Annotated in this window: 20 protein-coding genes; 11 read left to right on the top strand and 9 right to left on the bottom strand. The window is 45.3% G+C overall.

The features are described 5' to 3' along the window. Window positions 1-3 precede the first annotated feature (3 nt). The 3 genes from M5J74_RS24870 to M5J74_RS24860 all read left to right on the top strand — a co-directional run bounded on the left by M5J74_RS24870 (window position 4) and on the right by M5J74_RS24860 (window position 3,470). The gene (locus M5J74_RS24870) at window positions 4-1,038 is read left to right on the top strand and encodes a response regulator transcription factor (protein WP_106168224.1); all 1,035 of its coding nucleotides are present in this window, start codon (window positions 4-6) and stop codon (window positions 1,036-1,038) included. A gap of 42 nt (window positions 1,039-1,080) precedes the next feature. Further along, a complete protein-coding gene (locus M5J74_RS24865) occupies window positions 1,081-1,761 on the top strand; it encodes a hypothetical protein (protein WP_015156682.1) in 681 nt (226 codons plus the stop codon). 158 nt (window positions 1,762-1,919) lie between these two features. Further along, entirely contained in the window at window positions 1,920-3,470 is a 1,551-nt protein-coding gene (locus M5J74_RS24860; protein WP_106218852.1) for an alkaline phosphatase, read from the top strand. 38 nt (window positions 3,471-3,508) lie between these two features. On the opposite strand, the gene M5J74_RS24855 is transcribed toward M5J74_RS24860, so the two are convergent. The 4 genes from M5J74_RS24855 to M5J74_RS24840 form a co-directional block, all read right to left on the bottom strand. After that, entirely contained in the window at window positions 3,509-3,682 is a 174-nt protein-coding gene (locus tag M5J74_RS24855) for a hypothetical protein (protein ID WP_158265857.1), read from the bottom strand. An 8-nt stretch (window positions 3,683-3,690) separates the two neighbouring features. Further along, on the bottom strand, window positions 3,691-3,783 hold the full coding sequence (gene petN, locus M5J74_RS24850; protein ID WP_015156680.1) for a cytochrome b6-f complex subunit PetN: 93 nt from the start codon (window positions 3,781-3,783) through the stop codon (window positions 3,691-3,693). A 150-nt stretch (window positions 3,784-3,933) separates the two neighbouring features. Further along, window positions 3,934-6,249: an amylo-alpha-1,6-glucosidase gene (locus M5J74_RS24845; protein ID WP_250013821.1), complete on the bottom strand. Its 2,316-nt coding sequence runs from the start codon at window positions 6,247-6,249 to the stop codon at window positions 3,934-3,936. A gap of 519 nt (window positions 6,250-6,768) precedes the next feature. Continuing rightward, on the bottom strand, window positions 6,769-7,794 hold the full coding sequence (locus M5J74_RS24840; RefSeq protein WP_015156678.1) for a glycosyltransferase family 4 protein: 1,026 nt from the start codon (window positions 7,792-7,794) through the stop codon (window positions 6,769-6,771). 481 nt (window positions 7,795-8,275) lie between these two features. On the opposite strand from M5J74_RS24840, the gene M5J74_RS24835 reads away from it, so the two are divergent. From M5J74_RS24835 to M5J74_RS24820, 4 genes are all read left to right on the top strand, one after another. Next, window positions 8,276-10,282, top strand: a complete 2,007-nt coding sequence (locus tag M5J74_RS24835; RefSeq protein WP_106544357.1) for a DICT sensory domain-containing protein — start codon at window positions 8,276-8,278, stop codon at window positions 10,280-10,282. 230 nt (window positions 10,283-10,512) lie between these two features. After that, on the top strand, window positions 10,513-10,941 hold the full coding sequence (gene psaD, locus M5J74_RS24830; RefSeq protein WP_015156676.1) for a photosystem I reaction center subunit II PsaD: 429 nt from the start codon (window positions 10,513-10,515) through the stop codon (window positions 10,939-10,941). Window positions 10,942-11,180: 239 nt separating this feature from the next. Beyond that, entirely contained in the window at window positions 11,181-12,719 is a 1,539-nt protein-coding gene (gene trpE / locus M5J74_RS24825) for an anthranilate synthase component I (RefSeq protein WP_106218310.1), read from the top strand. Window positions 12,720-12,886: 167 nt separating this feature from the next. Beyond that, the gene (locus M5J74_RS24820) at window positions 12,887-13,759 is read left to right on the top strand and encodes an inositol monophosphatase family protein (RefSeq protein WP_250013819.1); all 873 of its coding nucleotides are present in this window, start codon (window positions 12,887-12,889) and stop codon (window positions 13,757-13,759) included. 18 nt (window positions 13,760-13,777) lie between these two features. Here M5J74_RS24820 and M5J74_RS24815 read toward each other — a convergent pair whose 3' ends face one another. Both M5J74_RS24815 and M5J74_RS24810 read right to left on the bottom strand, forming a co-directional pair. Then, window positions 13,778-14,782 carry a glycosyltransferase gene (locus M5J74_RS24815; RefSeq protein WP_250013816.1) on the bottom strand — a complete coding sequence of 335 codons (1,005 nt, stop codon included), beginning with the start codon at window positions 14,780-14,782 and terminating at the stop codon, window positions 13,778-13,780. Window positions 14,783-15,126: 344 nt separating this feature from the next. After that, a complete protein-coding gene (locus tag M5J74_RS24810) occupies window positions 15,127-16,479 on the bottom strand; it encodes a deoxyguanosinetriphosphate triphosphohydrolase (protein ID WP_371934082.1) in 1,353 nt (450 codons plus the stop codon). 184 nt (window positions 16,480-16,663) lie between these two features. Here M5J74_RS24810 and M5J74_RS24805 point away from each other — a divergent pair, with 184 nt between their 5' ends. Beyond that, window positions 16,664-18,100 (top strand): S41 family peptidase, encoded by a 1,437-nt coding sequence (locus M5J74_RS24805; protein WP_250013812.1) that lies wholly within the window; start codon window positions 16,664-16,666, stop codon window positions 18,098-18,100. After that, window positions 18,090-18,509: a hypothetical protein gene (locus M5J74_RS24800; protein ID WP_015156669.1), complete on the top strand. Its 420-nt coding sequence runs from the start codon at window positions 18,090-18,092 to the stop codon at window positions 18,507-18,509. Before M5J74_RS24805 ends, M5J74_RS24800 begins: the two co-directional genes overlap by 11 nt. On the opposite strand, the gene M5J74_RS24795 is transcribed toward M5J74_RS24800, so the two are convergent. Then, window positions 18,496-19,170 carry an SDR family oxidoreductase gene (locus M5J74_RS24795; protein ID WP_250013809.1) on the bottom strand — a complete coding sequence of 225 codons (675 nt, stop codon included), beginning with the start codon at window positions 19,168-19,170 and terminating at the stop codon, window positions 18,496-18,498. The genes M5J74_RS24800 and M5J74_RS24795 overlap by 14 nt on opposite strands. A gap of 351 nt (window positions 19,171-19,521) precedes the next feature. Here M5J74_RS24795 and gntT point away from each other — a divergent pair, with 351 nt between their 5' ends. Next, the gene (gene gntT, locus M5J74_RS24790; RefSeq protein ID WP_371934081.1) at window positions 19,522-20,874 is read left to right on the top strand and encodes a guanitoxin biosynthesis MATE family efflux transporter GntT; all 1,353 of its coding nucleotides are present in this window, start codon (window positions 19,522-19,524) and stop codon (window positions 20,872-20,874) included. Between the two features lie 276 nt (window positions 20,875-21,150). Here gntT and M5J74_RS24785 read toward each other — a convergent pair whose 3' ends face one another. Continuing rightward, a complete protein-coding gene (locus tag M5J74_RS24785) occupies window positions 21,151-21,750 on the bottom strand; it encodes a cysteine hydrolase family protein (protein ID WP_250013803.1) in 600 nt (199 codons plus the stop codon). Window positions 21,751-21,872: 122 nt separating this feature from the next. Then, on the bottom strand, window positions 21,873-22,727 hold the full coding sequence (locus M5J74_RS24780) for an ABC transporter permease (protein ID WP_106544411.1): 855 nt from the start codon (window positions 22,725-22,727) through the stop codon (window positions 21,873-21,875). Between the two features lie 590 nt (window positions 22,728-23,317). Here M5J74_RS24780 and M5J74_RS24775 point away from each other — a divergent pair. After that, on the top strand, window positions 23,318-24,145 hold the full coding sequence (locus M5J74_RS24775; RefSeq protein WP_015156664.1) for an ABC transporter ATP-binding protein: 828 nt from the start codon (window positions 23,318-23,320) through the stop codon (window positions 24,143-24,145). Window positions 24,146-24,219: the final 74 nt, after the last annotated feature.

The raw sequence follows: 24,219 nt of genomic DNA, 5'->3' as shown, positions 1-24,219 counted from the left end.
TGCATGATTCGGATTTTGCTGGTAGACGATCAAAAACTGATTCGCCAAGGGCTGAAAGCATTGCTAGAACTCGATCCTGAGATGGATATTATCGGCAGTGCTAGCGACGGTCAAGCGGCGATCGAACAAGTAGACATGCTCAACCCCGATATCGCGCTGATCGATATTCGGATGCCAGGAATGGACGGAGTGACAGCAACGCGCATCATTTCCGAACGCTTTCCAGCTACAAAAACGATCGTTCTTAGCGGCTACGACGACGAGGAATACTTAGCTGAAGCGTTGCGTTCTGGAGCCAAGGGTTATCTGTTGAAAGACACTCCTGCCGAAGAACTGGTCAACGTGATTCGTGCCGTACACAAAGGATACACTCAAATTGGTCCTGGGTTACTGGAGAAAATTAGCGGCAAAATTACAGGACGGAATATCGAGCGCATCCAAGCGATGCCAATTGCCAAAACGACTGTAGCTGCGGAGACTAAGGTGCTGTCGCTATGGCAGCGTCAGGTAGAACAACAATTAGATCGTTTCGATCCTGAGTCTTTATCAGAAACGATTCACCTTGCCATCAGTCAAAATTGGGTAGAAGAATTGCTAGCTTACGTTAAGCAACAGCTGTGGGAAAAACCGCTCAATTTATCTGCCCTTTACCTAGCTGGCGTTTTATCGTCTCAGAGCCACTCACCAGACCGCAATGCAGCTCTAAGACATCTCGGTGTCGGCTTTCAAGCAGGAATTGACCAGAAATTGTCGTCTGATGATTTACTATTATTTTACCAAGCGGGCGTAGATGTCGATCCAGCTACTGCCTTTAACTGGTTGACCCATATCAATGCTCCTTGGAACCAGAACCAAGATTTATCTTTTTTACTTACAGAAGCTTTGCGCTTATTTGGCAATAGCTCCCAACCTTATCGCACTTTATTAGTCCTAAAACAAATCAGGGATCTTCGTGCCGTCAGTGAAAACTGCAATGCTTTGAACGAGAAAATCATTGCTCTTCGTCAAAGTTTGGCGCAACTGAAGAATTTTGGATAATTTATTTAAAGTCCAAATTAAAGCCTGAGTCAAAAAAATCTTATGAAAAATAATCTGACCGAACTATTGTCTGTGGAACAAGAACTAACAGAGCTGCGCGATCGCCTCAAACAATCATTTGCTGTCTTAGATTCACTCACACAAATTCCAGCTCAATTTGCCGCTCTAGGGCAATCATACCAACAATTACAAGCAAATCTAGAACAGGTCAAAGCAAATAAAGCAGACCTCATCAACTTAGAAACAGATGTTAACTTACGTCTAGCGGCGATCGAAACTGCAATTGATGTCCGTTGGCGAGAATTTAAAGGAGAATTAACACATTTACAAGACGAACTCGGTAGCGCGGATATTCATTTAAGTAACTATAATGCCGAACTCGCCAAGCAAGTCAGCGAATTACGGGAAGAGGTATCGAAGCGACTGAAGCATTTTTGGCAAGAATGGACGGCTGACGAGGCAACGCACGCGGCAATTAGCGAAATTGTCGATACTAAATTAAATGCAGAATTAGAAGATTTTATTCAAAAATTAGAGCAAGCTGGCTTTAGTCCCCAATATTTTGAAAAACAACAAAACCTTGAAACAGAATTGCGTCTGACGCAATCCTCTTTGCGCGACACCGAACGCCAGTTACAAATGATCCGCAACTTTACCACGATCACTGGCTTGACAGTGGCGATCGCCCTTGGCTTAACAATCGTACAATTACTGTCGCGCTGAATAGGGAGTAGGGAGTAGGGAGTAGGGAGCAGGGAAAGATAAGGGGGACAAGGGGGACAAGGGGGACAAGGGGGACAAGGGGGACAAGGGAGAATAACTATACATGACCAGTGACCAGTGACCAGTTATCAGTGACCAGTGACCAGTGACCATAACCAATGACAAATAACAAATTGCAGCGGCGGGAGTTGCTGCTTGGTGCAGCGGCTTTGGCGGCTGGAACGATCGCGAGTCAGTGGCAGACAAAAACGGCGATCGCGAAACCGAAATTCTCCCAGTATCCGTTTAAGTTGGGCGTAGCTTCCGGCGATCCACTGCCAGAGAGTGTCGTCATTTGGACGCGCCTCGCACCCGATCCGCTTGAAGGTGGCGGGATGCCTGCCGAATCGGTTGTCGTCCAGTGGCAAGTGGCAACTGATGAAAATATGCGGCAAATCCTCCAGCAGGGAGAAGCGATCGCCACTCCAGAATTCGCCCATGCCGTCCACGTTGAGGTAGAAGGGTTGCAACCCGGACGTTGGTATTGGTATCGATTTCAAGCAGGGGATGCCGAAAGTCCAATTGGACGCACGCGCACCACTGCCGCGCTGAATGAGGCACTCGGACAACTAACTTTTGCTTTTGCTTCCTGTCAAGATTGGCAGAACGGTTATTATACGGCGCATCAAAACTTAGCCAAGGAAGATGTGGAGCTAGTCGTCTTTCTAGGGGACTACATTTATGATGGCGGCTCCCGCACCGATAGCGTGCGATCGCACCGTACTCCCGCCGCTGTTAGTCTTGCCGATTACCGCAACCGCTACGCTTTATATAAAACCGACCCCAACCTCCAAGCGGCTCATGCTGCCTTTCCGTGGATCGTGACTTGGGACGATCATGAGGTACAAAATAACTATGCAGGCGATCGCTCTAGCTTCGGCGACTCGCCATCTGCTTTTGGGCGGCGGCGGGCGGCTGCTTACCAAGCGTATTACGAGCATATGCCCTTACGACGCGATCGCGCACCCCAAGGCTCTCGGTTGCAGCTCTATCGGCGCTTTACGTTTGGTGACTTAGCTCAATTCAATATTTTAGATACGCGCCAGTACCGGACTCAGCAGCCCTGCGGCGGCGGATTTAAATCTCGCTGTCAGGAAGCTTTCGCTGCTAATGCAACGATGATGGGACACCAGCAAGAACAATGGTTATTTCGAGGCTTAACTCGCTCCGCAGCACGGTGGAATATTCTTGCTCAACAAACCGTACTCGCTCAATTCGATGTCGATCCGCGCTCTCGTTCGGAGTTATTCAACCTCGATCAGTGGGACGGCTATGTCGAAGCGCGTCAGCGATTGCTGAAATTTCTAGCGCAACGCCAACCTGCTAACCCCATCGTGATTACAGGCGACGTGCATTCCAGTTGGGTACACGACCTCAAACTTGACTTTAAGAATCCTAATTCCCCCACCGTTGGCACTGAGTTTGTCGGCACTTCTATCTCTTCCAATTTTCCCAAGCAGTTTATTCCGACGGCGACGATCGCGATGAGCAGAAACCCCCACACCAAATTTTTTAACGGAACTTATCGGGGGTACGTTCGATGCCACTTGACACGCGATCGCCTCGTCACCAACTATCGGATCGTTTCAACCATCCGCCAACCCGAAGCCAGTGTGAGAACGCTCGCTTCATTCGTCGTGGAGAATGGGAAATTAGGGGTGAGGAGCTAGGAGTAAGTGGTACGTGAGGAGAATTCGGAATTCAGAATTCACTTTCGTTGTTTCTTTGCCTTGCTAGAACGACGAAGTTCTTTGTTTTCCCGATCGCGACGACGGCGATCGCGCCATTCTACCAGTGTCAGGTAGCCGATACCACCAGTGACCGCCAGTAAAAGACCAAACGCCGCGATCGCCAGAATGTTGAAAACTGGTATTGTATCCACGGGATTTATTACAGTCCGTTACGACCCCAAACGACCATAGCAATAGACCAAGTAAAAGTTACCAGCAATCCAACCCAACCCAGTGTCAAAATAGCGTCCATAACAATCTGTTACAACAAATTCACAAAACAACTCTAGTGTTCATCATACTAGGAATCAGTTATCAGTTATCAGTGAATAGTGGCTAGTGGCTAGTGGCTAGAATCTTTTCTAGTCACTAGCCACCAGCCACTCATCAACAACCAATTCTCTTACGCTTCGATCACCACACGCAGGTTACCGCGTTTTTTGACCACGCGACAGGCAGTCGTATTGCCAGCACGCTCGAATTCTAGGTCGAGTAAGGTAGGACCGACACGTAGATTGTGTATGGATAGGCGATTGATGGAGTCTGGTAAAGCCGGATCGATGATTCGCAAGCAATTATTTGGGGCATCAGGTACGAGATTGATAATTGTTTGCAATAACTGAAAAATGGTTCCCGTTGCCCAAGCTTGGGGAGAACAAGCCACGGGATACTGGACGGGAGCCCGATCGCCATTGCGTTCGTAGCCGCAGAATAGTTCTGGTGGACGCTGGTAGGGTTGCTGAAGTGTCATGTCGAATAACCCCTGAAATACGTCCAAGGCTTGATCCACTAGCCCGAGCGATCGCAGGCCCAGTACGATTAGAGAATTATCGTGAGGCCAAACCGAACCGAGATGGTAGCCCATCGGATTATAGGCGGGGGATAAACTGCTTAAAGTGCGAATTCCCCAACCGTTAAACATATCAGGCGCTCGGAGCCGTTCGGCAACGCTGTAGGCTTTTTCAGGTGTAAAAATGCCTAGATGCAGACAATGCCCGGGATTAGAGGTAATACTATCGACTGGTTTGCCTTCCCCATCCAACGCCAATGCGCAAAAATCCTGGTCGGACAGCCAAAAATCGCGATTAAATCGAACTTTCAGCTCTCTGGCTTCATCCTGCCACTTTTCGGCAAGATCGAGCCGCTTCTTCATCCGAGCAATTTCTGCCAGTCGCACTTTTGCGGCATAGACATAAGCCTGCACTTCGCATAGAGCGATCGCCCCTGTGGCTAGTTCTCCTTGACGATTAACTATACAATCGCCAGAATCCTTCCAACCTTGATTGGCTAAACCTCCGCGTGACTTGCGGAAGTAGGATAAATATCCTGTTGGTTTGAGGCGGCGATCGATCCAATCCATTGCTGCTAAAGCATTTGACCACAAACGATCTAGGGTTTCTAAGTCGTGAGTCCAGGCAAAGTATTCCGCATAGAGCATTAACCACAAAGGAGTAGCATCGATCGTACCGTAATAAGGCGTATGGGGGATTTCCTGGCAACGTGCCATTTCTCCCATGCGGATTTCATGTAGAATTTTGCCTGGTTCCTCTTCCCGCCATTCGTCTTCAATTTTGCCTTGATAAGCTGCGAGTAAAATCAAAGTTTCGCGGGCGATCGACGGATTTAACATTAAAGTTTGAGCCGCCGCGATCAGCGAATCTCGTCCGAATAGAGTAGAAAACCAAGGTACGCCAGCAGAAACAGTTTTATACTTGCCAAAAGATTGCCGTAGCAAATACATGTCTTGCTCAGCTCGCTCGACGACATGATTGAAATCAGCTTTGTCAGAGCGAATTTGCGTGCTTTGCTGACACCAGTGCAGTTCCTCTGAGTCTTCCGCTGCTCTGGCTTGGACTAATGTATTGGGAGCGTGAACGGTAGAAGCTGAGCGATCGTTAATTGCCATTGACAATCGATAACCGAGCTTTTTGGTTTCGTGGGAAGCCAAGTCTAGCTGCCAAATTGCCGTATAGCCTTTGAATAAATCTGGCTGAGTGTGTTGAAACTGCAACCGCGATTCCATGATGGAATTATCTAAACCCTGATAAGCAAGGGTGAGCGTTTCTGGAGGTTGGTAATCGGTAATTGGTAATTGGTAATTGGTAATTGCTCCCTTATCTCCCTTGTCCTCCTTGTCTCCTTTCTCTTGCTGTCTTCCATCTACTGCGGCAAGCCGTAGCAATTTACCGCGCTTTTCTCGATTGAAGCCGCGAATTTCAAATAAATCGACAAAATCGGCATCAAAACTCAGGCTAATAGAAACGCTGACGGCACTCGTGCTGTAGTTGGAAATTTCTATTTCTTCAAATAGTGCTCCATTCAAAACCAGTTCGCGACGAATGCCAAGGGTGTCAGCTTTCAATCGATTGTCTACTGTAGGATTAGTACATAAGACAGAAAGGGAAAACCCTTTATCGGCGGTACTGCTGAGTAAAACAGGCGATCGCCCCTCAATCTGTAATTCTAAGCGACTTAGAAATCGGCTATCGCAGCAAAATAACCCCATGCTAGCTGCACTATCATCGCTATAACAGCCGCCAGCAATATTTCCTAGCGTATCTGTCACCAAAAATAGATCGTCGTCTTTAATCGTCAAAGTCGGTTGTGGTCTTTCGCTCAACACGCAGGGCCATTCTGGAATTGGCAATTGTTCTGCGGGAACGAATACTCTACCACTTATTTCTACTCTGTCTTGCGTTGCTATCGTATCCAGTGTCATACCAAAGGCTTTTTGCTGTTATAGGTGTGCGACCCAGTTTTATTATTATCAACCTTCTTAGTAGACCGTGCGATCGCAATTTTTTTATTGGCTTTACCACCTTCAGCAACAACTTTTTCTCTACGACTTTTGCGCTTAAAGTTGCAGCTTATATCTGTAATTTCTCTAAGCGTCAGCAATAATTAATTACACTAATTTGAACAATGTAAATTATTGTAAGCAGATCTTAAATAGAAATACAACTCATTAAAGATGTTTGCGATAAAGTTAAAAAATCTTAGCTTTCAATCCAGGGGTCAACTCATAAAGTAACAAAGGCAAACAGTTATCAGTGACTAGTGACTAGTGGCTGGTGGCTAGAATCGTTTCTAGTTCCAGGGGCGTACTGACATCGGGAGAAAAGCCAGCTAGTGACTAGTGGCTGGTGGCTAGAATCGTTTCTAGTCACTAGTCGCCAGCCACCAGCCACTCATCATCAACTGTCAACCGTCCACCGTCTGCTCAATTTTGACTTTTCCCCTACCCCTTCCAAGTTTGATACGCCTTTTCATATGCGCTCGTCATCGCTTGGACGCTAAAGCGATCGATCGCATAGTCGCGACATGTTTGGCGATCTATTTTCATCGCATCGGGAATCACATCCACCATTTGTTCTAGAGAATGACAAACAAAGCCTGTTTTACCATGAGCAATCACTTCTGGTACGGAACCCAAACCCATGCCAATTACAGGCGTGCCTGTTGCCATTGACTCAATCATGACTAGACCAAACGGTTCTCGCCAGGTAATCGGAAACAAAGTTACTGTAGCTCCACCCAAAAGCTGAGCCTTCTCTTCATGAGATATTTCCCCAAGGTACTGAATTTGCTCACCGTCAATTAATGGCTCAACGCGATCGCGAAAATATTCTCGATCCACCGGATCGACTTTGCCAGCCATTTTTAATGGTAAACCAGCAGCGCGGGCTATTTTCATCGCTTCAATCGGACCTTTTTCAGGAGATATGCGACCGACGAAAGCCAGATAAGCTGGTTGACTAGGTTGAGCCTGAAACGGATAGATAGAGGTATCAATACCGTTATAGATAGTTTGAATGTAATTTAACCCTAGACGAGGTTCTCGTTGCGCTTCGCTAATACTGATGTATGGTTGCCAAGCAAAACGCCGAAACATCTTTTCATTATCAGGAGTAAAAATACCGTGAGTTGTATGTACCGTAGGCGTTTTAGCAAAACCAGTGTAAGGCAAGGCAGCGCAGCCAACATGAGAATGAATAATGTCAAAATGATGGGCGTTGCTAAAAACCTCAAACAGCATCATTTGCTCGTAAAGCCCTGGTTCCTTGACACTGGGATCGAGACGTAATGCTTTATTGTGGACTGACTTGAGCTGAGCTGTAGTAATCGAGTCACCAGAGGCAAACAGCGTGACTTCATGACCGCGCCGGACTAATTCGTCAGTTAGTAAACTAACGATTAATTCAATACCACCGTAGCGAAAGGGTGGGACTCGTTCCCACAGAGGAGCAATCTGAGCGATTTTCATTATTTTCTGGTAATTGAGCAGTAACTACAAATCGATCTGAAGAATGCTGCCAATTTCCTTTGGCAGCCTTCTGACTCGCAAACGACAGAAGATTTCTCTCGTCGCTTAATAAGTTTTAATAAAAGGCACAAACTCGCCTAGATGCAACCCTCTATAGGTTTATATACTTAGAATTTTTAGTTCTAAAGATTAACTTATACTATTTTTACTTGACTTTTACAACATCTATCTATCTAAGGATATTGTTGGTATTTGGTATTTGGTATTTGGTATTTTCTCCCCCATGCTCCTCAGCTCCCTCAGCTCCCGATCGCTCCCTCAGCTCTCTTCCCCCTGCTCCCTGATAACTGACTACTAGCTCCTAGTCCCCAGTATCGGTAGGATGGTTGATAGAGAACCCTCGATGCAAGCAAGCAGCGATCGCGCTTCCTAGTTCTCCTGGCAGGGTGGTACGCAGGTAACGCGATCGACAAACACAGTCATGAGCAATTTGACTTCTGTGCTAAGCGATCTGCTAGTAGCAGTACCCCAACTGCGACCCCAAGTTTATTTCAAAGCTTCTTTAACGGCTTTGTCCCATGCGATGGAAGACCAAGTGCTTGCTTCGACTTCAGACCAACCGTTGCTGATTGCTAGCTTTCAGCGGGAACGCTTCTATCGTCAAGAAGCCCACCGCTACAAACGCCTTGCTCGGCAAACGAATCAAGTCTACGTACTAGCAGCACCGGAGACAGATTTTACGAATGCTTCCGAATACTACGAAACGATCGCCTTCGATCCAACAGAATCATTAAGTCAAGAATGGCATCTCGTCGCGATCGGGCAAAATTATAGCACTTGCCTGATTTGTCGCGAACGCCCCAGCATAGTCCAGATTAAACCCTCACCTCATTTACCAGCGGTGGATATGGATCCCACCCGCCAGTTTGAAGGTATCTGGACTTCCGAGCGACAAATTAGCTGTATCGCAGCCGAGCTGTTACTTCAACGCATTTTACATTACAGACCAGAATTAGCCCCTAAAATCGAACTCGCGCGCGATCGCTTCGGTATATTTCCACAAAGGCGATCGTCAGCGAAAAAGTCTAAAACTGCTGCCCCCATTACTTTACCCTCGCTAGATCCTGCGGCGATCGATACCAATCCTTTCGTCCAGAGATTAGTAACGTACCTGCAAGCCGGACAGTACAAATTACTCAAAGCCTACCGCTCGATTGCTGCCCAAGAACGGAAAGAACGCCTCATCAACTCGATTACCGCTGCGATTCGCAAAGGTAGCGCCACCGGACTACCGTTACATCCCCAAGAAATTTTGAAAGTCGCAGTTCGCGAATTGGGAATTGCCCTGGCTGCCTGCCGTTGCTTGATTTATCGCGCCCAAGCTAACGATGATAGGGTGGCGATCGCCCACGAATATTTACAACCTGGCGTTTCCTCAGTAGTAGGAAAAGTCATGCCTTTACAAAAAAATCCCTTATTTCAAGAAATGACCTGTCAGCAAGGATCGATCTGTATTGTCGATACTCAAACTGACACCCGCGTGACTGATTCACCCCTGCTACAACAGCTCGTAAAACAGCTGGATATTCGTTCTTGGTTGTTAATGCCAGTGTTGTACCAAGGTAAGTTATTGGGAATAGTCGAATCTCATTATTGTGGTTCTCAACCACACCAGTGGACGGCAGATGAAACTTCTTTAGTCGAAGCGATCGCCACTCAGGTAGGCGCAGCATTGATTCAAGCCGAAGCTTACGCAAATCTAGAAGACCTCAACCAGCAATTAGAGGCGCTCGATCGCACCCGCAGCAACCTCATCGCGATTACTGGACACGAACTTCGTACCCCCCTCTCGACGATCCAAGTTTGTTTGGAAAGCCTTGCCACCGAGCCAGATATGCCCTTAGAATTGCGGCAAGTCATGCTCAGCACTGCTCTTACCGACTCCGAGCGGATGCGCAAATTAGTCCAAGATTTTCTTACCCTCTCCAACTTAGAAAGCGGACGGGTAGAATGGCATCCTGAAACTTTACCCTTAGATGAGTGCGTCGAGCTTGCCCTCAGCCGCGTCCGCACCCGTTCTAACCCAGAAGATTTACCGCAGATCGTCAGCACAATTCCAGTCCAACTTCCTCTGATTAGGGTTGATGGAGACTGGTTGGTAGAGTTAATCGCTAAACTGTTGGATAACGCCTGCAAGTTTACGCCTCCCACAGGACAGATCGCGATCGCAGCGCGTACCAATGGTGGCACAACGCTAGAAGTTACCGTTTCCGATACCGGACGCGGTATTGAACCCAATCGGCTCGAAATTGTTTTCGATCGCTTCTACCAAGAAGAAGGCGCACTCCGTCGCACCGCAGGAGGTACGGGTTTAGGCTTAGCAATTTGTCGTCAAATTGTCAATAGCTGGAACGGGAAAATCTGGGCAGAATCAGCAGGAAAAGACAAAGGCAGTACGTTTCACTTCACTATTCCGACTGTGGAATAGTCATTGGTCATTGGTCATTGGTCTCTCCCTTGTCCCCCTTGTCCCCCTTGTCCCCCTAATCCCCACTCCCTTCGGTCGTGGGGTCCCCTTGTCCCCCTTGTCCCCCTTGTCCCCCTTGTCCCCTGCTCCCTGCTCCCTGCTCCCTGCTAACTGTTACAGTTCCTTACATACTGGCTAAATAGACGCTATCTCAGTGATAGGATGCCCTAAAAACCTTGAGAGAGAAATCTATGGCAGAAACACTTGAGGGACAAACACCTATATTTGGCGGTGGCACTGGTGGCTTGCTGACCAAAGCAGAAAGAGAAGAAAAATACGTTATCACTTGGACTAGCCCCAAGGAGCAAGTTTTTGAAATGCCTACAGGTGGTTCAGCCATCATGAGGCAGGGCAAAAATAAGCTAGAAATTGCTCGCAAAGAGTATGGTATCGCTTTGGGCGGGCAACAACTGCGGGCGAAATTCAAAATTAACGACTACAAAATCTATCGAGTTTATCCTAATGGGGAAACTCAGATGATCCATCCCGCTGATGGTGTCTTCCCAGAAAAAGTCAACCAAGGTCGTCCAAAAGTACGTTACGTCGATCGCAACATTGGCAGCAACCCCAGCCCAGCCAAGTTGAAGTTCAGTGGCGTACAGCCATACGACGCACCCTAATCGGGACTAGGGACTGGAGACTAGGGGCTAGGGATATTACGATTTCTAGTTTTTAGTTTCTAGTCTCTGTTTTTTGTTGATAAAAAAGGCAATAATATAAAACTTTCTGAGTGGGGTGGGCAATGCCCACCCTACATTTACTTTTTTCAGTTTTCCGTGCAGAAGGTAGGCGATACTCGCCATACATTCTGGTTATCTAGTGTTTTGACTTCTAACTTTTGACTTTTGACTTGTTTATCATGATTTTTCCCGATTTTGCTCAATTTCAGCAGTTAGCGACACAAGGTAATTTCATTCCGGTTTACCAAGAATGGGTAGCGGATTTAGATACACCTGTATCTGCTTGGTATAAGGTGTGTGCGGGACAGCCTTATAGCTTCTTGTTGGAATCGGTCGAAGGAGGCGAAAATATTGGGCGCTATAGCTTCTTGGGGTGCGATCCGCTATGGACTTTAGCGGCAAAAGGCGATCGCACGATTCAAACTTATCGCGATGGTACGCAAGTCACGATTGAGGGCGATCCGTTTGCTGCCCTAGCATCGTGTTTAGAACCTTATCATCCGGTGAAGTTACCTCAACTTCCCCCTGGAATTGGCGGTTTATTTGGGTTTTGGGGATATGAATTGATCCGTTGGATCGAACCCAGGGTTCCAGTTTATCCAGCCACAGAAAGCGACCTGCCGGATGGCTTGTGGATGCAGATAGACCAATTACTCATTTTCGATCAAGTCAAGCGCAAAATCTGGGCGATCGCCTATGCCGACGTGCGCGACAATGCCAATCCCCAGCAAGCATATCAACAAGCAGGCGATCGCGTGCGTCAAATGGTTGAGAAACTCCAACTGCCCCTATCGCATCGGGATACGGTTTTAGAATGGCAACCCCCAGAAAGAGACAAGGGAGACAAGGAGGACAAGGGGGACAAGGGGGAAAAAGAATATACAAGTAATGTAACGAGGGAACAGTTCTGTGCCAATGTCAATCGGGCAAAAGCATACATTAAAGCTGGCGATATTTTTCAAGTCGTCCTCTCCCAACGCCTCACGACAACCTATGAGGGCGATCCGTTTGCTTTATATCGTTCTCTGCGATTGATTAATCCCTCGCCTTATATGGCTTATTTCCACTTCCAAGACTGGCAAATCATTGGGTCTAGTCCTGAAGTGATGGTGAAAGCAGAACGAGATCCAAATGGAACTATGGTGGCAACTTTGCGCCCGATTGCGGGGACTCGTCCGAGGGGAAAAACACCCCAGGAAGATGCAGCCTATGCAGAAGATCTGTTGAAAGATCCGAAAGAAATTGCCGAACACGTCATGTTAGTTGACTTGGGACGTAACGATTTGGGACGGGCGTGTAAAAGCGGTACGGTGAAAGTTGATGAATTAATGGCGATCGAGCGCTATTCTCATGTCATGCACATTGTTAGCAATGTCGTGGGAGAACTCGCACCAGATAAGATAGCATGGGATTTGCTTAAAGCTTGTTTTCCGGCTGGTACGGTCAGTGGTGCGCCAAAAATTCGGGCAATGGAAATTATTCACGAATTAGAAACGTGCCGTCGTGGGGTTTATTCTGGAGTTTACGGTTATTATGACTTTGAAGGGCAGTTGAATAGCGCGATCGCCATCCGTACTATGGTTGTGCGTGATGGTGCTGCTAGCGTCCAAGCTGGTGCTGGTATAGTAGCTGACTCTGACCCAGAAAAAGAGTACGAAGAAACTCTCAATAAAGCTAGGGGTCTTTTAGTCGCTATTCGTTGTTTGGAAAAAAATTAAATTTGTAGCAATTTGTGTTGACAGTCATTGGTAGGGGCGCACAGATGTGCGCCCCTACAACATATGTATTGTACCCAATTGAAAACGGTTGTGAAATTTGTGTTCTAGAGACGCTGCCAAGAGATTGAGGATTTGCTACTATTGCTCAGTCCTCTAGCAGTTGAATTATGTCAGAGTCACCGAGTCCGCGCGCGATCGTCGAAAGTTTATTTCCCTATCTTCAAGTAGCAGCAGCCTACGCAGATCGGATTCAATCTAAAATTACCGCACTTCCGGCGAAAGGAGAAGGAGATAATTTTTTTGCTGCGGCTTTGACCGATGCAGATTTGGCGATTCAGAATCTAGTGGAAGTGGCACTTCTGGCAAACTTTCCCCACATCCGATTTTACGGGGAAGAATACGAACAATCGCGCAATACAAAATATTTTCGCGCGATCGATCTGGGTGGTGAAGGCGATTATCTCGTGACGCTAGACCCTATAGACGGGACTCAGTTCTACCTTGACGGACATGCAAATTATCAAATTATTCTCAGCATTCTCAATTGGGACGACTTTGAAGCAGTCATAGCCATCTCTCCCGCCCAAAATACTTACTACTACGCGCTACGTGGCGAAGGCGCTTTCCAAGGAACTTTGACACAGGATTTAGCAGCCTGTAAACCATTACGAGTCGGACAGCCAAAACCAACTATTCTCTTAGGATGGGGGATGAGTGCGCTTCAATCGAGATTGAAACAACAGGACTACGAAGTCATAGATATAGCCACTGCCTACTCGCGGGAAATTCAAGTTTCCAACCTCAACGGTATTCTAACTGGTGAAATAGCTGGGGCAGCGATCGCCTCTGGTAAATTCATCGATGGTGCTGCACTCGCTTTTCTTGCCAGAGAAACTGGCTGTATTGTCACCACTCATGATGGTTCCGTTCCTCCTCCCTTGCACACCTGTAAGGACTACAGCCTACCTGGACTTATAGTCGCTACATCAGAATCGGTACACCAGCACTTATTAACAGCAGTGCAAAGTTTGGCAGCGTAAGCATGTAATGGCATTTTCCTATCGTGCTTGAAAATATTTTTTGCTCAACTTACTCATGAATCTTTTTAAGTTTAACTGAGCAATTCTCATCGGTGTCAAATCTCGAATTGCATGAGCATAAGACGATCGCTTGTCGAAAAAGATATTAACATCATGTAAAATGACCTGTAAACGTTTCAAAATATTCTCAGTCCTGTACTCAGTCAAAATAGCCTCAGAGAGAAAAGGTAATTGAGGACGATTTATAACTTCTAGAATTCGCTGCACGTCAAATTCTCGGGCATATCCAGCAATTTTATAACAGTTAAAACCAGGATCTAAGTAATCGGATAAACCACCATTGACACTGGAAAAAACTTGACAACCACATGCCATTGCTTCTAGAGGTTGCAGTCCAAACCCTTCAGTTACTCCCTGTTGCGCCCAATATTCTGCTGAATCATATAGGTAAACTTTAGCCCGATTAAATAGTTCTGCTAAATCTTCAACATAAGAATTCACGACGACTACGCGACAGCTTTGTTCTAAAGCAGGAATTAATTCTTGGATGAGATATTGAGAAGATTTTCGTGCTTGAACTAAAACGTCTATATCCCGCTGGCGATTAAAATTGTGAAATTCATCGCTAATTTGGTTGGGCAAATAATAAATTAGAGAATGTGGCGATCGCTGTCCCCAATACCCCATCGTATGACGACTGACAGTAATAATTGGAATATTGGCTGAAAGCCTAAATCCATAATTCGTACTATGGGCATGATAGATCGCATGATATTGTTTGAGCTGATGAGCGAGTTTGGCGACATCAAATCCCCAACTCAATACAAATACGATCTCGTCTGGATTCAGATCGCTTTGCAGCAAATCATCTAAAAACGGCGTATCCTTTTCTCGCTGACGATATGTTACCGCTTCTGCATCACAAATCTGTTTTGCCAGATTTAGAGTTTTTAACTCCGCCCACAGCCCACCACAGGCAAACTTCCCACCCGTTCCCGGTACTAAGAAATACAATTTTCTCATGCGATCGCCTCATCTGCTGCCTGTAAGTTAGCTCATCCAAACCAAATTCAACCTCATTCATACTCATCTGAGGCAAGATATGTTTACATTTCTCAACTTAAAAGGGCTTTAACTGGTAGACAACAATCTTTTATCCTGAAGTAGTATGAGTGTTTGCTTGTAGGTGCAAAATGCCCGAACCCGATAAAAACGAAATCAAGATCGAACCAGGTACTTTGCTTTTGATTATCACTGCCTTGCTGCTTATACCTTTACTTTTGGCTGGCTTTTTCTTTCAATAGTATGCGCGACTTATGCTAAGCAAGGATAAGTCAAGTCTGCTGACAAAGAGTCAAAATTGCAGCTTACTTCCCGCCCCGAGGCAGAGAAATGCCTTTGATTTTTTTATAAACTGATACGGCATAAGAATCAGTCATGCCAGAAATATAATCTGTGACTTTCAAAATTTTATTGTATAAATCTAAGTTTTCATCATCTGCTTTAAAATTAGGCAGTAATTTTTTAATTAAATAGCTCTTAGAAAGATCCTCTTGACTAATAGCAGTAATAAACTCTTCTAACAAACCTCCTAAAACTTCATAGCCTGCTACTTTAACTTCAATCACTTCGCAAGATTCGTAGACTTTTCTACGGGTAATATCGACAATTTCTTTAAGACTATCTGCCGAAGGAATGACTGATGTTAAAGGTGCGTCAAATTCTCCAGATAATATTTCAGACTCGAAGTCTAGAAAAATATGCTTAGCTTCAAGGATTAATTGGTGAATTGCTTTGGAGCGCAAATATTTAATGTTATCTAATAAATCGCTACCCAAATATTCTAAATTGTCTTCTTCAAGTAGAGTTTTTAATAAGTTTTCTGCTTCTTCATAGGTGATATAACCCATACGAAAGCCATCTTCTAAATCAACAATATGATAACAAATATCGTCAGCCGCTTCTATCAAAAATACGAGTGGATGCCTGCACCACCAAGCAGACTTTGCATCGCGACGAATCAAGCCAACTTCAGTGGCAATTTGTTCGACTAAATTTTTTTCTGCTTGAAAAAAGCCGTGCTTAGCTGTACTTTTACCTTGATATTGTGGAAAAACCTCACCAGAGATCGAAGATTCTCTAGGATATTTCATAAAAGTTCCTAACGTTGCATAGGTAAGTTGCAAACCAATGCGATCGGCTTGTTTCTCTTTTTGAGTTATAATTCTGAATCCTTGGGCATTGCCTTCAAAGCAGGTGAGATCGGCTTGTTGTAGTAGATTTAACTGTTGTAATACTGACTGAGCGCGAGCCGATTTAAACCACTCTTGAATCGCATCTTCACCAGTATGACCAAATGGCGGATTGCCAATATCGTGTGATAGACAAGCAGCAGCAATAATATCGCCAAAATCAGAGGCAATATAATCATGTAAATTTTTACTATGTCTTTTAATAATTTCTTCCCCGACAATTGTGCCGAGGGAACGTCCCACACAAGATGCTTCTAAACTATGAATGAGACGGTTGCGAACGTAATCGTTATTAAATAGAGGAAAGACTTGTGTTTTATCCTTTAATCTTCTAAAAGAAGAAGAGAAAACAATGCGATCGAAGTCTCTTTGAAATGATGTCCGATTTTGTGCTGGAATTTCTGCCTCGTAAGTTTCTAAAAAAGTTTCTCCCAGCCGTTTACGAGATAGTAATCTAGACCATGCCATTAAGGTAGCCATTCTATACCCCTTATCAGTGGATAAACCTACAATAAGTCTATTCCTCACTTATTGCTTGTGCTATCCCAGATAAGGAGCGATCGCGCTTAATTCACCTAACACAACGTGACAGTCGTAAGAGTAGCGATCGCACTAGACTAGAGATCCTGCTCGAAATTCTCAACCTTCCATAATGCAGAGATTTAAACTGTCTCAGTCAAATCGTTGGGCGATCGCCTGTTTAATTAGTATTTCTACTCTGTTGCTAATCTGGTTTGCACCAATACCATCGCTGCTAGCAAAACCGCAAGCACAGGTATTCGATCGCGTCTGGCAAACGGTTAATGAAAACTTTTTCGACCCTAAATTCAACGGCGTAGACTGGAAAGCAATGCGAGAGCAATATAAGTCTCAAGCAGTTCGAGCAAAATCGACACCAGAATTTGCTACCGTTGTCAATCAAATGCTGTCCCAGTTACGGACATCTCACACGCGCTATTACACCGCAGACGAACCAGCTTATTATCAACTTTTGGGTATTTTTGCTAAACGCAATCCTGACTTACAGAAACAGTTAAAAAAATTCTTGCCTCAAGGTAAGATTGAATATCCTGGGATTGGCATTTTTACCAAAGAAATTCAAGGCAAAACTTTTATTAGTGGCATTTTAGAAGGAAGTCCGGCGGCGAAAGCCAAATTAAAAGTCGGCGATCGCATTATTAGCATAGATGGCAAACCTTTCCAACCAATTCAATCTTTTGCAAATGTTGGTAAGCCAGTTGCGATCGCAATTCAGCGAAATGCTGATACTCAAACTCAGCAAGAAATTGAGGTTACGCCGCAGATATATGATGCTACGACGATGTTTCTCAAGGCACAGCAAGCCAGTACCCAAATTATTCAAAAAGAAGGTAAAAAAATTGGGTACGTACATATTTGGTCGTATGCAGGTGACGAATACCAGCAGCAACTTGAAGAAGATTTAATGTACGGTCGCCTCAAAGATGCCGATGGGTTAGTTTTAGACTTACGGGATGGATGGGGTGGCGCATCGCCCAATTATCTTAATATATACACTGCCAATGGTCCCAGCGTTACCATGACAGGACGCGATCGCCAATCGTCTACAGCAAACTATCAATGGAAAAAACCAGTCGTGATGCTTGTCAATGAAGGTAGTAGAAGCGGTAAAGAAATTCTAGCGTTTGGCTTCCAGCGCTATAAAATTGGCTCTGTCGTTGGTTCTCCTACAGCAGGCGCAGTAGTAGGAGGTCGTCCTTTCATCATGCCAGATGGCAGCGTCCTTTATTTAGCCGTTGCTGACGTGATAATTGATGGCAAATATAGACTAGAAGGCAAGCCCATCACTCCAGATATTACCGTTCCCTTTACTTTAGAATACGCCCACGGTGCAGACCCGCAAAAAGAACGGGCGATCGAAACAGTGACTAGTTATCAGGCACAGGGAGCAGAGGCTCTGAGGGACAAGGGAGACAAGGGAGACAAGGGGGACAAGGGGGACAAGGGGGACAAGGGGGAACTCGCTCTTCCCCACGACCGAAGGGAGTGGGGATTAGGGGGCGAAGGGAGACAAGGGGGACAAGGGAGAATAACTATAAATGACCAATGACCAATTAGAAAGATTAGAATCGCTCAAGGCTGGAACCGTAGCATCTGCAACTTTAGCTTTGGCGTTCGTCGTCACTACCTTTGTAAATAACTTCTTGCTTACCCCTAGCGTTTTCAGTTTCTCCAGCCTTTTTGCAGGAGCGATCGCAGTCGTTTGTGGCTTTCTATTTGGCGTGACATATCGCTATATCATTCGAGAGGATAGCAATATTCAGTTAAAAACTGGAGCTGTTATGGCTTTTGGTTGCGTGCGCGGCTTAACTCAAATCGAAATGGCGCTGCAATCCTCCCAGACAGTCTTACCCGCGATCGCGACTGCTGGAGAAAGTATAGTCTGGTTTGCCCTTGCCGCGATCGCCCTGTCGCTATCTATTCGCCTCGGCTGGGTGAAAGCTTTTAGTTCAAACTAAACTCCTCAAATTGAGTTGGAGTATAAAGCATTTCCCGATCTACGGCGGAAAGAACTTGATTATTCGCTTTTTCTGAATTTAAACAACGACAAATCAGTTGAGCTACATCAGCGCGATGAATCGTTCCCGCAATACGCGGATCTGCTGTTAGCAAACCATTACCCGTCGCTGGTTCCGATTTCAATCCCCCAGGACGAATGACTGTATAAGTCAAACCACTTGCTGCAAGATAGTTTTCTGCTTGTTCCTTCTCGACTAAAACATCTTTCAAAGTCGCTAAAGCTTGCGGAGGTATAGCTGCTACACTATTGCCGCTACCGATAGAAGATACCAAAATAAACTTTTGTGCGCCTGCTTTCACTGCTGCATCCATTAGGTTTTTATTACCTAAATAGTCGGCTCTGACTCCATCTTTAGGTAAACCGCCAATCGTGCTAATAACTGTAGAGATGGAATCTCCCAGCATTGCCCGTTCTACGTCTTCAACATTCAACGCATCGCCAAAAACTACCGAAATTCCCATCGCTTCTAATTCCGCTTGCGCCGCCGCTGTCCGCAACAATGCTTTTACCTGCAAACCTTGTTGTACCAGGCATTTAGCAATTTCCCGCCCCACACCGCGACTCGCACCAGCCAGAAAAATGTAAGAACTATCCGTCATGTTTCTAATTTCAATCTAGTATGCAAGCTACACAATTCATTGTGGACGATCGATTACACCTTTTGACGTATGATGTCTCAAATCTCTCCCAGCAAAGTCTTTGACTGATATAGCAATCCAATTTGATTGGTGAACGTTTCTCGTGTAGAGACGTTACATGTAACGTCTCTACACGGGCTGGCTAGTAATAGCGATGTAGAAATTGATTGAATCGTCTACTGTGGTATTTAGTTATAGAGACACTATAGTGAGTTTCACAATTTTGACTTTTAACTTTTAACTTGTGACTTGCTAAGCAGTAGGGGAAAGTATGCAGGGGGTTTAAAAGCATTGCCATCTCGTTCTAGCTTTCTGCGTCACTTTTTCCAACTGGCGATCGTTAACATTCTCTCAAACCTCATGGTTCCCTTAGCTGGGTTAGTGGATGTCGCCTTTTTGGGACATTTACCGGAAATTCGTTACCTAGCAGGAGTCGCTTTAGCAACTGTTCTATTTAATTACATCTACTGGACATTTGGCTTTTTACGGATGGGGACAACGGGGATGACTGCTCAAGCGATCGGGCGGGAAGATCGAGAAGGAGTCATACTTATAGGCTTACGTAACGGCTTAATAGCACTCTCGTTGGGATTATTAATTTTAGTTTTGCAACAGCCTTTGAGAATGCTAGGCTTTACCCTCCTGAGTGCGACACCAGAAGTCAAAGCATCCGGTCAAGCATATTACGATGCTCTCATTTGGGGCGCACCAGCGACCTTGCTCAACTTTGTACTCATTGGTTGGTTCTTGGGGCGATCGCAAAGTGGCAAGGTATTTTTGCTCTCGGCTGTCGGTAATCTATCTAATGTGGTGCTAAATTACTTATTTATTGTGCGCTGGGGATGGCAAAGTACTGGAGCAGGACTAGGAACGGCGATCGCTCAGTACCTCATGTTGCTAGTAGGGCTGATTTTAATCAATCGAGAAATCCCACTTGTAAAAATACATCAGCATCCAGCAAAAGCATCATTCGTCAGACAAATTCTCAATCCCAGCGATCTACGGGCAGCATTCGCGCTCAATGGCGAAATTCTAGTCCGCACCTTTGCTTTAGTTTCCACATTTGCCGTATTTACCAATCTTAGTTCGACCTTGGGGACGGAGATTTTATCTACCAATGCGGTATTGTTACAAGTGGTGACGCTGACAGCATACTTTATTGATGGACTTGCCTTCGCCACCGAAACCCTAGCCGGAGTTTTTCTAGGCAGAGGAGCGATCGCCCAATTAACCCAACTCATATGGGTATCTGGAACAGCAAGTTTGAGCGTAGGAATACTGTTTGCGATCGCCTTCATTCTCATCCCCACACCCTTATTCGGGTTATTGACTAACCATAGTGCAATTTTGGGACGAATTAGCAGTTATGTAGGCTGGTTACTACCAGTTTTGGGATTTGGGGCGATCGCTTACATGTTGGATGGTTACTTTCTCGGCTTAACCGCAGGTCGGATTTTGAGAATTTCGGTGCTTGCGGCTGCTTTGCTGGGATTTGCACCAACGGCTATCGCTGCGTGGTATTTCCGTAACACTCATCTACTCTGGTTGTCTCTGGCTTTATTTATGGTTGTCAGAGCTTTGAGTTTGGCAATATTTGTGCTGAGAACCCTCAAGACTAATTCTATCGATCGTTGCCAGAGATCCGATCCCCCTAGCCCCCCTTAAAAAGGGGGGAACAAAGTCTCTTTTTACGGCGTTGTTTTTCTAACTCCTCGTACCAATTCTATTTATTCTTGCACTAAATCGGTCGCTCATAGCCCCCCTTGTTAAGGGGGGTTGGGGGATCTTCCGTGGCGCAGTCAGATCAAAATGGTATCGCCTGCTTCTTGCCATCAAACAGAGAGAACAAAGCCCCCTTAAAAAGGGAGTTGGGGGAGCTTCAAAATCTTGGCATCACAACAGAGATGTATTGACCAATCCCTGCATCCAAAAATACTCGTCTCAAGCTGCTGGAACTTTACCTGATATCGCTTCAACAAATGCAGCGTGTGAAATTCTCGCGCCTGTTTGCAAATATTCCATCGCCGTTAGCGCTGCCCAATGTGCGTCCCAATCGGAACCAGAACAGCAATCTTCAATAACGTGGAAGTGGTAATCGTGCTGATGAGCATCCGCTGCCGTGTAATGCACGCAAACGTTCGTCATCATACCAATTAATACTAAAGTATCTACCTTCAACCCCCGCAGCAGGATCTCTAAATCCGTACCAAAAAAACAGCTGTAGCGACGTTTGCTAATTGTAAATTCTCCGTCAATTGGAGCTAATTCACAATAATAATCAGTACTAGCCCAAGTTTCCAAACAGTGAATCGGTTCTGCACCATCTAACTCCCGTCCAAAATCCACCATTTCTTTACGATGGACTTCTTTACAGTGAATAATTGGTAATTTTGCTTGACGCGCTGCTGCTAAAACTCGCTTTGCCTTGGGCAACAATTGGGCAATACCAACATAGGAAAGCGTGCAATCTCCTGTGAACGCCCCAGTTTGCAGATCGACACAAATTAAGGCAGTTTTATTTTGCTCTAGCTTGAGGTTCATCACTGATTGGTAATTGGTAATTGGTAGTTGGTAGTTGGTAGTTGGTAATTGGTCTTTTGTTACTGATAACTTTGTAAAGACTTTACATGTAACGTCTCTACATTGATAACTGATAACTGATTCTATCGGGTTTGATCTGCCCAAGGGGTAAGCTGTCTGGAGAGCCACTTCAAACCGTAGTCAATTAGCAGACCGATCGCGCCAATTAAAGCAATACAAAATAAGACTTTCTCTGTTTGCAGAAATCGTTGAGCTTGAATAATTTTGAAACCTAAACCGCTTTGAGCTGCTACCAATTCGGCAATGACTAAAAAGTTCCAAGCTCCAGAAATATTAACTCGTAGAGTATCTAGAACGCTAGGAAATGTTGCTGGCACAATCACTTTGAACAAGACATCGCGACGATTTGCCCCTAAAGTATAGGCAACATTAATCATCTCGTTGGGAATGAATTTGACCGCATCTGCTACCATGATGGCGTTGTACAGTACGACACCCAAGAAGACAATTAGTATCTTGGCTTCTTCACCTAAACCAACCCAAATCACAATTAGCGGTACAAATGCGGTGACAGGCATATATCTCACCGTACCGACAATGGGAGCGAATAGGCTTTCCATGCTGTAGAAAGTTCCCATTGCGATTCCCATTGGTACTCCAATAATTGCGGCAAATAGAAAACCGCCGAGAACCCGACCGCAGCTCACGAGGACATCCATAATGAGATTGTCCTGAGTCAACATATCTATACCAGCTTGGAGAACCGCTGTTGGTGTGGGGAGAAACATTGGCGGAACCCAACCCGCGTAACTCGCGATCGCCCATAATATTAACGGTACTGCGAGAGATGTTGCGGCGATCGCCATTGCCAGCCAACGGGGGAAACCTTGGCGGATGCTCCAAAACACGGAAGGTTCGAGATAGCGGTTTTGACGAGGCGAAGCTAGATCTGAATTACTGAAACTAGATTGAGCCACCAGTGGTATTACCTCCATCTATTAGCAAATACTTTAGAAACTTTCAGTAACTGGAGCAGCAGAGGATGTGAGTCGATCGCTGTGAAGAATTCCGTTATTTTGCTGAATTGTCGATCGGTTGTCTCAGTCTTCTGCTACTAAAAAGCATAGTGTAGAGAAAAGCAAGATTTGGGCAGCTTATTTTAATACTATTACAGTTGCTGAATTTATATGTTTGTATCTATTTATACTCAAATCAAGTATCATAATTGAAAGAAATTGGTGTAAACTAGTTTACTTCCATTCAGGTAATACTTTGTACCCTATTGACAACAATTTGCGCGGCGATCGCTCCTTTGTTTTTTTCTCTTGCAACTGCGATCGTACTGATAAAAATAGTTGATTGGCGATCGCGCTTTAAAGCTATATTGAGAAGTCGGAAGTCGTGAATCGTATGTTAGCAAACTATTACCTTTGAAGAGGCATCATTCATAGCCAAAAATCTGTATCTCAATTAACAATTTTACTGAATGGCTTGAGATTAACTGAATTAGAGCAACTTGACAAAAGTATAGATCGCGATAATTTTTAGATGTAGGAATGCGTAGCTTATGCTTGATACCCGCTTCAACGGTCAATTGCGGGAACAATCAACCCAATCGGGACGAGCCGATCTAAATCAACCTAAGTTGGAAGTCCGAGAAATCTGCAAATCCTATTCCAATCGTGGTAAGGAATTGGTAGTACTAGAAAAGATTAACTTCCAACTTGACCCTAGAGAATTTGTTTGTTTGGTTGGTGTATCTGGGTGTGGTAAATCTACTCTACTTAATATCGTGGCTGGACTCACAACTCCTTCCGCAGGTCAAGTATTAGTTGACGGTCAGGCTGTGACTGGTCGTCCTGGGAGCGATCGCGGTATGGTGTTTCAAGGCTACACGCTTTATCCTTGGCTAACAGTCTCGCAAAATATTGCATTTGGTTTGCAGTTGCGTAAAATGTCCAAAGCGGAGCAGCGAGAGCGGGTAGCATACTACTTGAACGTAGTTGGCTTAACTCAGTTTGCTAAAGCTTACCCAAAACAATTATCAGGTGGAATGAAACAACGAGTTGCGATCGCTCGTGCTTTAGCCAACGAACCAGAAGTACTATTGATGGATGAACCTTTCGGCGCTTTGGACGCTCAAACCAAAGAACAAATGCAGCAATTTTTGTTAGAACTTTGGGAGCAAACTCATACGACTGTATTGATGATTACTCACGATGTCGAAGAAGCAATCTTTCTTTCCCAGCGCATTTATGTCATGAGTAGTCATCCCGGTCGGCTGCAACTAGAAATACCTGTCAATTTGCCAGCCAATCGTCATTTAGAAATTAAACTCTCATCAGAATTTGTTGAGATAAAACGTCAAATTCTGCACGCTTTGCGCGGTGAGTAGGGGAGTCGGTAGGGGCGGGTTTCCAAACCCGCCCGTATGGGAGTCGGAAAGAAAGACTTATTCGTGTAACTTTC

It is taken from the genome of Chroococcidiopsis sp. CCNUC1 (assembly GCF_023546805.1).
In the GTDB taxonomy this organism is placed as follows: Bacteria; Cyanobacteriota; Cyanobacteriia; order Cyanobacteriales; family Chroococcidiopsidaceae; genus Chroococcidiopsis; species Chroococcidiopsis thermalis.
Note: the sequence above shows the minus strand (reverse complement) of the source record. Positions and strands in the feature narration are given on the sequence as shown.

Coding starts and splice junctions, on each gene's coding strand:
- M5J74_RS24870 (WP_106168224.1), top strand. CDS start 4: ATGATTCGGATTTTGCTGGTAGACGATCAAAAACTGATTCGCCAAGGG.
- M5J74_RS24865 (WP_015156682.1), top strand. CDS start 1,081: ATGAAAAATAATCTGACCGAACTATTGTCTGTGGAACAAGAACTAACA.
- M5J74_RS24860 (WP_106218852.1), top strand. CDS start 1,920: ATGACAAATAACAAATTGCAGCGGCGGGAGTTGCTGCTTGGTGCAGCG.
- petN (WP_015156680.1), bottom strand. CDS start 3,783: ATGGACGCTATTTTGACACTGGGTTGGGTTGGATTGCTGGTAACTTTT.
- M5J74_RS24845 (WP_250013821.1), bottom strand. CDS start 6,249: ATGACACTGGATACGATAGCAACGCAAGACAGAGTAGAAATAAGTGGT.
- M5J74_RS24840 (WP_015156678.1), bottom strand. CDS start 7,794: ATGAAAATCGCTCAGATTGCTCCTCTGTGGGAACGAGTCCCACCCTTT.
- M5J74_RS24835 (WP_106544357.1), top strand. CDS start 8,276: ATGAGCAATTTGACTTCTGTGCTAAGCGATCTGCTAGTAGCAGTACCC.
- psaD (WP_015156676.1), top strand. CDS start 10,513: ATGGCAGAAACACTTGAGGGACAAACACCTATATTTGGCGGTGGCACT.
- trpE (WP_106218310.1), top strand. CDS start 11,181: ATGATTTTTCCCGATTTTGCTCAATTTCAGCAGTTAGCGACACAAGGT.
- M5J74_RS24820 (WP_250013819.1), top strand. CDS start 12,887: ATGTCAGAGTCACCGAGTCCGCGCGCGATCGTCGAAAGTTTATTTCCC.
- M5J74_RS24815 (WP_250013816.1), bottom strand. CDS start 14,782: ATGAGAAAATTGTATTTCTTAGTACCGGGAACGGGTGGGAAGTTTGCC.
- M5J74_RS24810 (WP_371934082.1), bottom strand. CDS start 16,479: ATGGCATGGTCTAGATTACTATCTCGTAAACGGCTGGGAGAAACTTTT.
- M5J74_RS24805 (WP_250013812.1), top strand. CDS start 16,664: ATGCAGAGATTTAAACTGTCTCAGTCAAATCGTTGGGCGATCGCCTGT.
- M5J74_RS24800 (WP_015156669.1), top strand. CDS start 18,090: ATGACCAATGACCAATTAGAAAGATTAGAATCGCTCAAGGCTGGAACC.
- M5J74_RS24795 (WP_250013809.1), bottom strand. CDS start 19,170: ATGACGGATAGTTCTTACATTTTTCTGGCTGGTGCGAGTCGCGGTGTG.
- M5J74_RS24785 (WP_250013803.1), bottom strand. CDS start 21,750: ATGAACCTCAAGCTAGAGCAAAATAAAACTGCCTTAATTTGTGTCGAT.
- M5J74_RS24775 (WP_015156664.1), top strand. CDS start 23,318: ATGCTTGATACCCGCTTCAACGGTCAATTGCGGGAACAATCAACCCAA.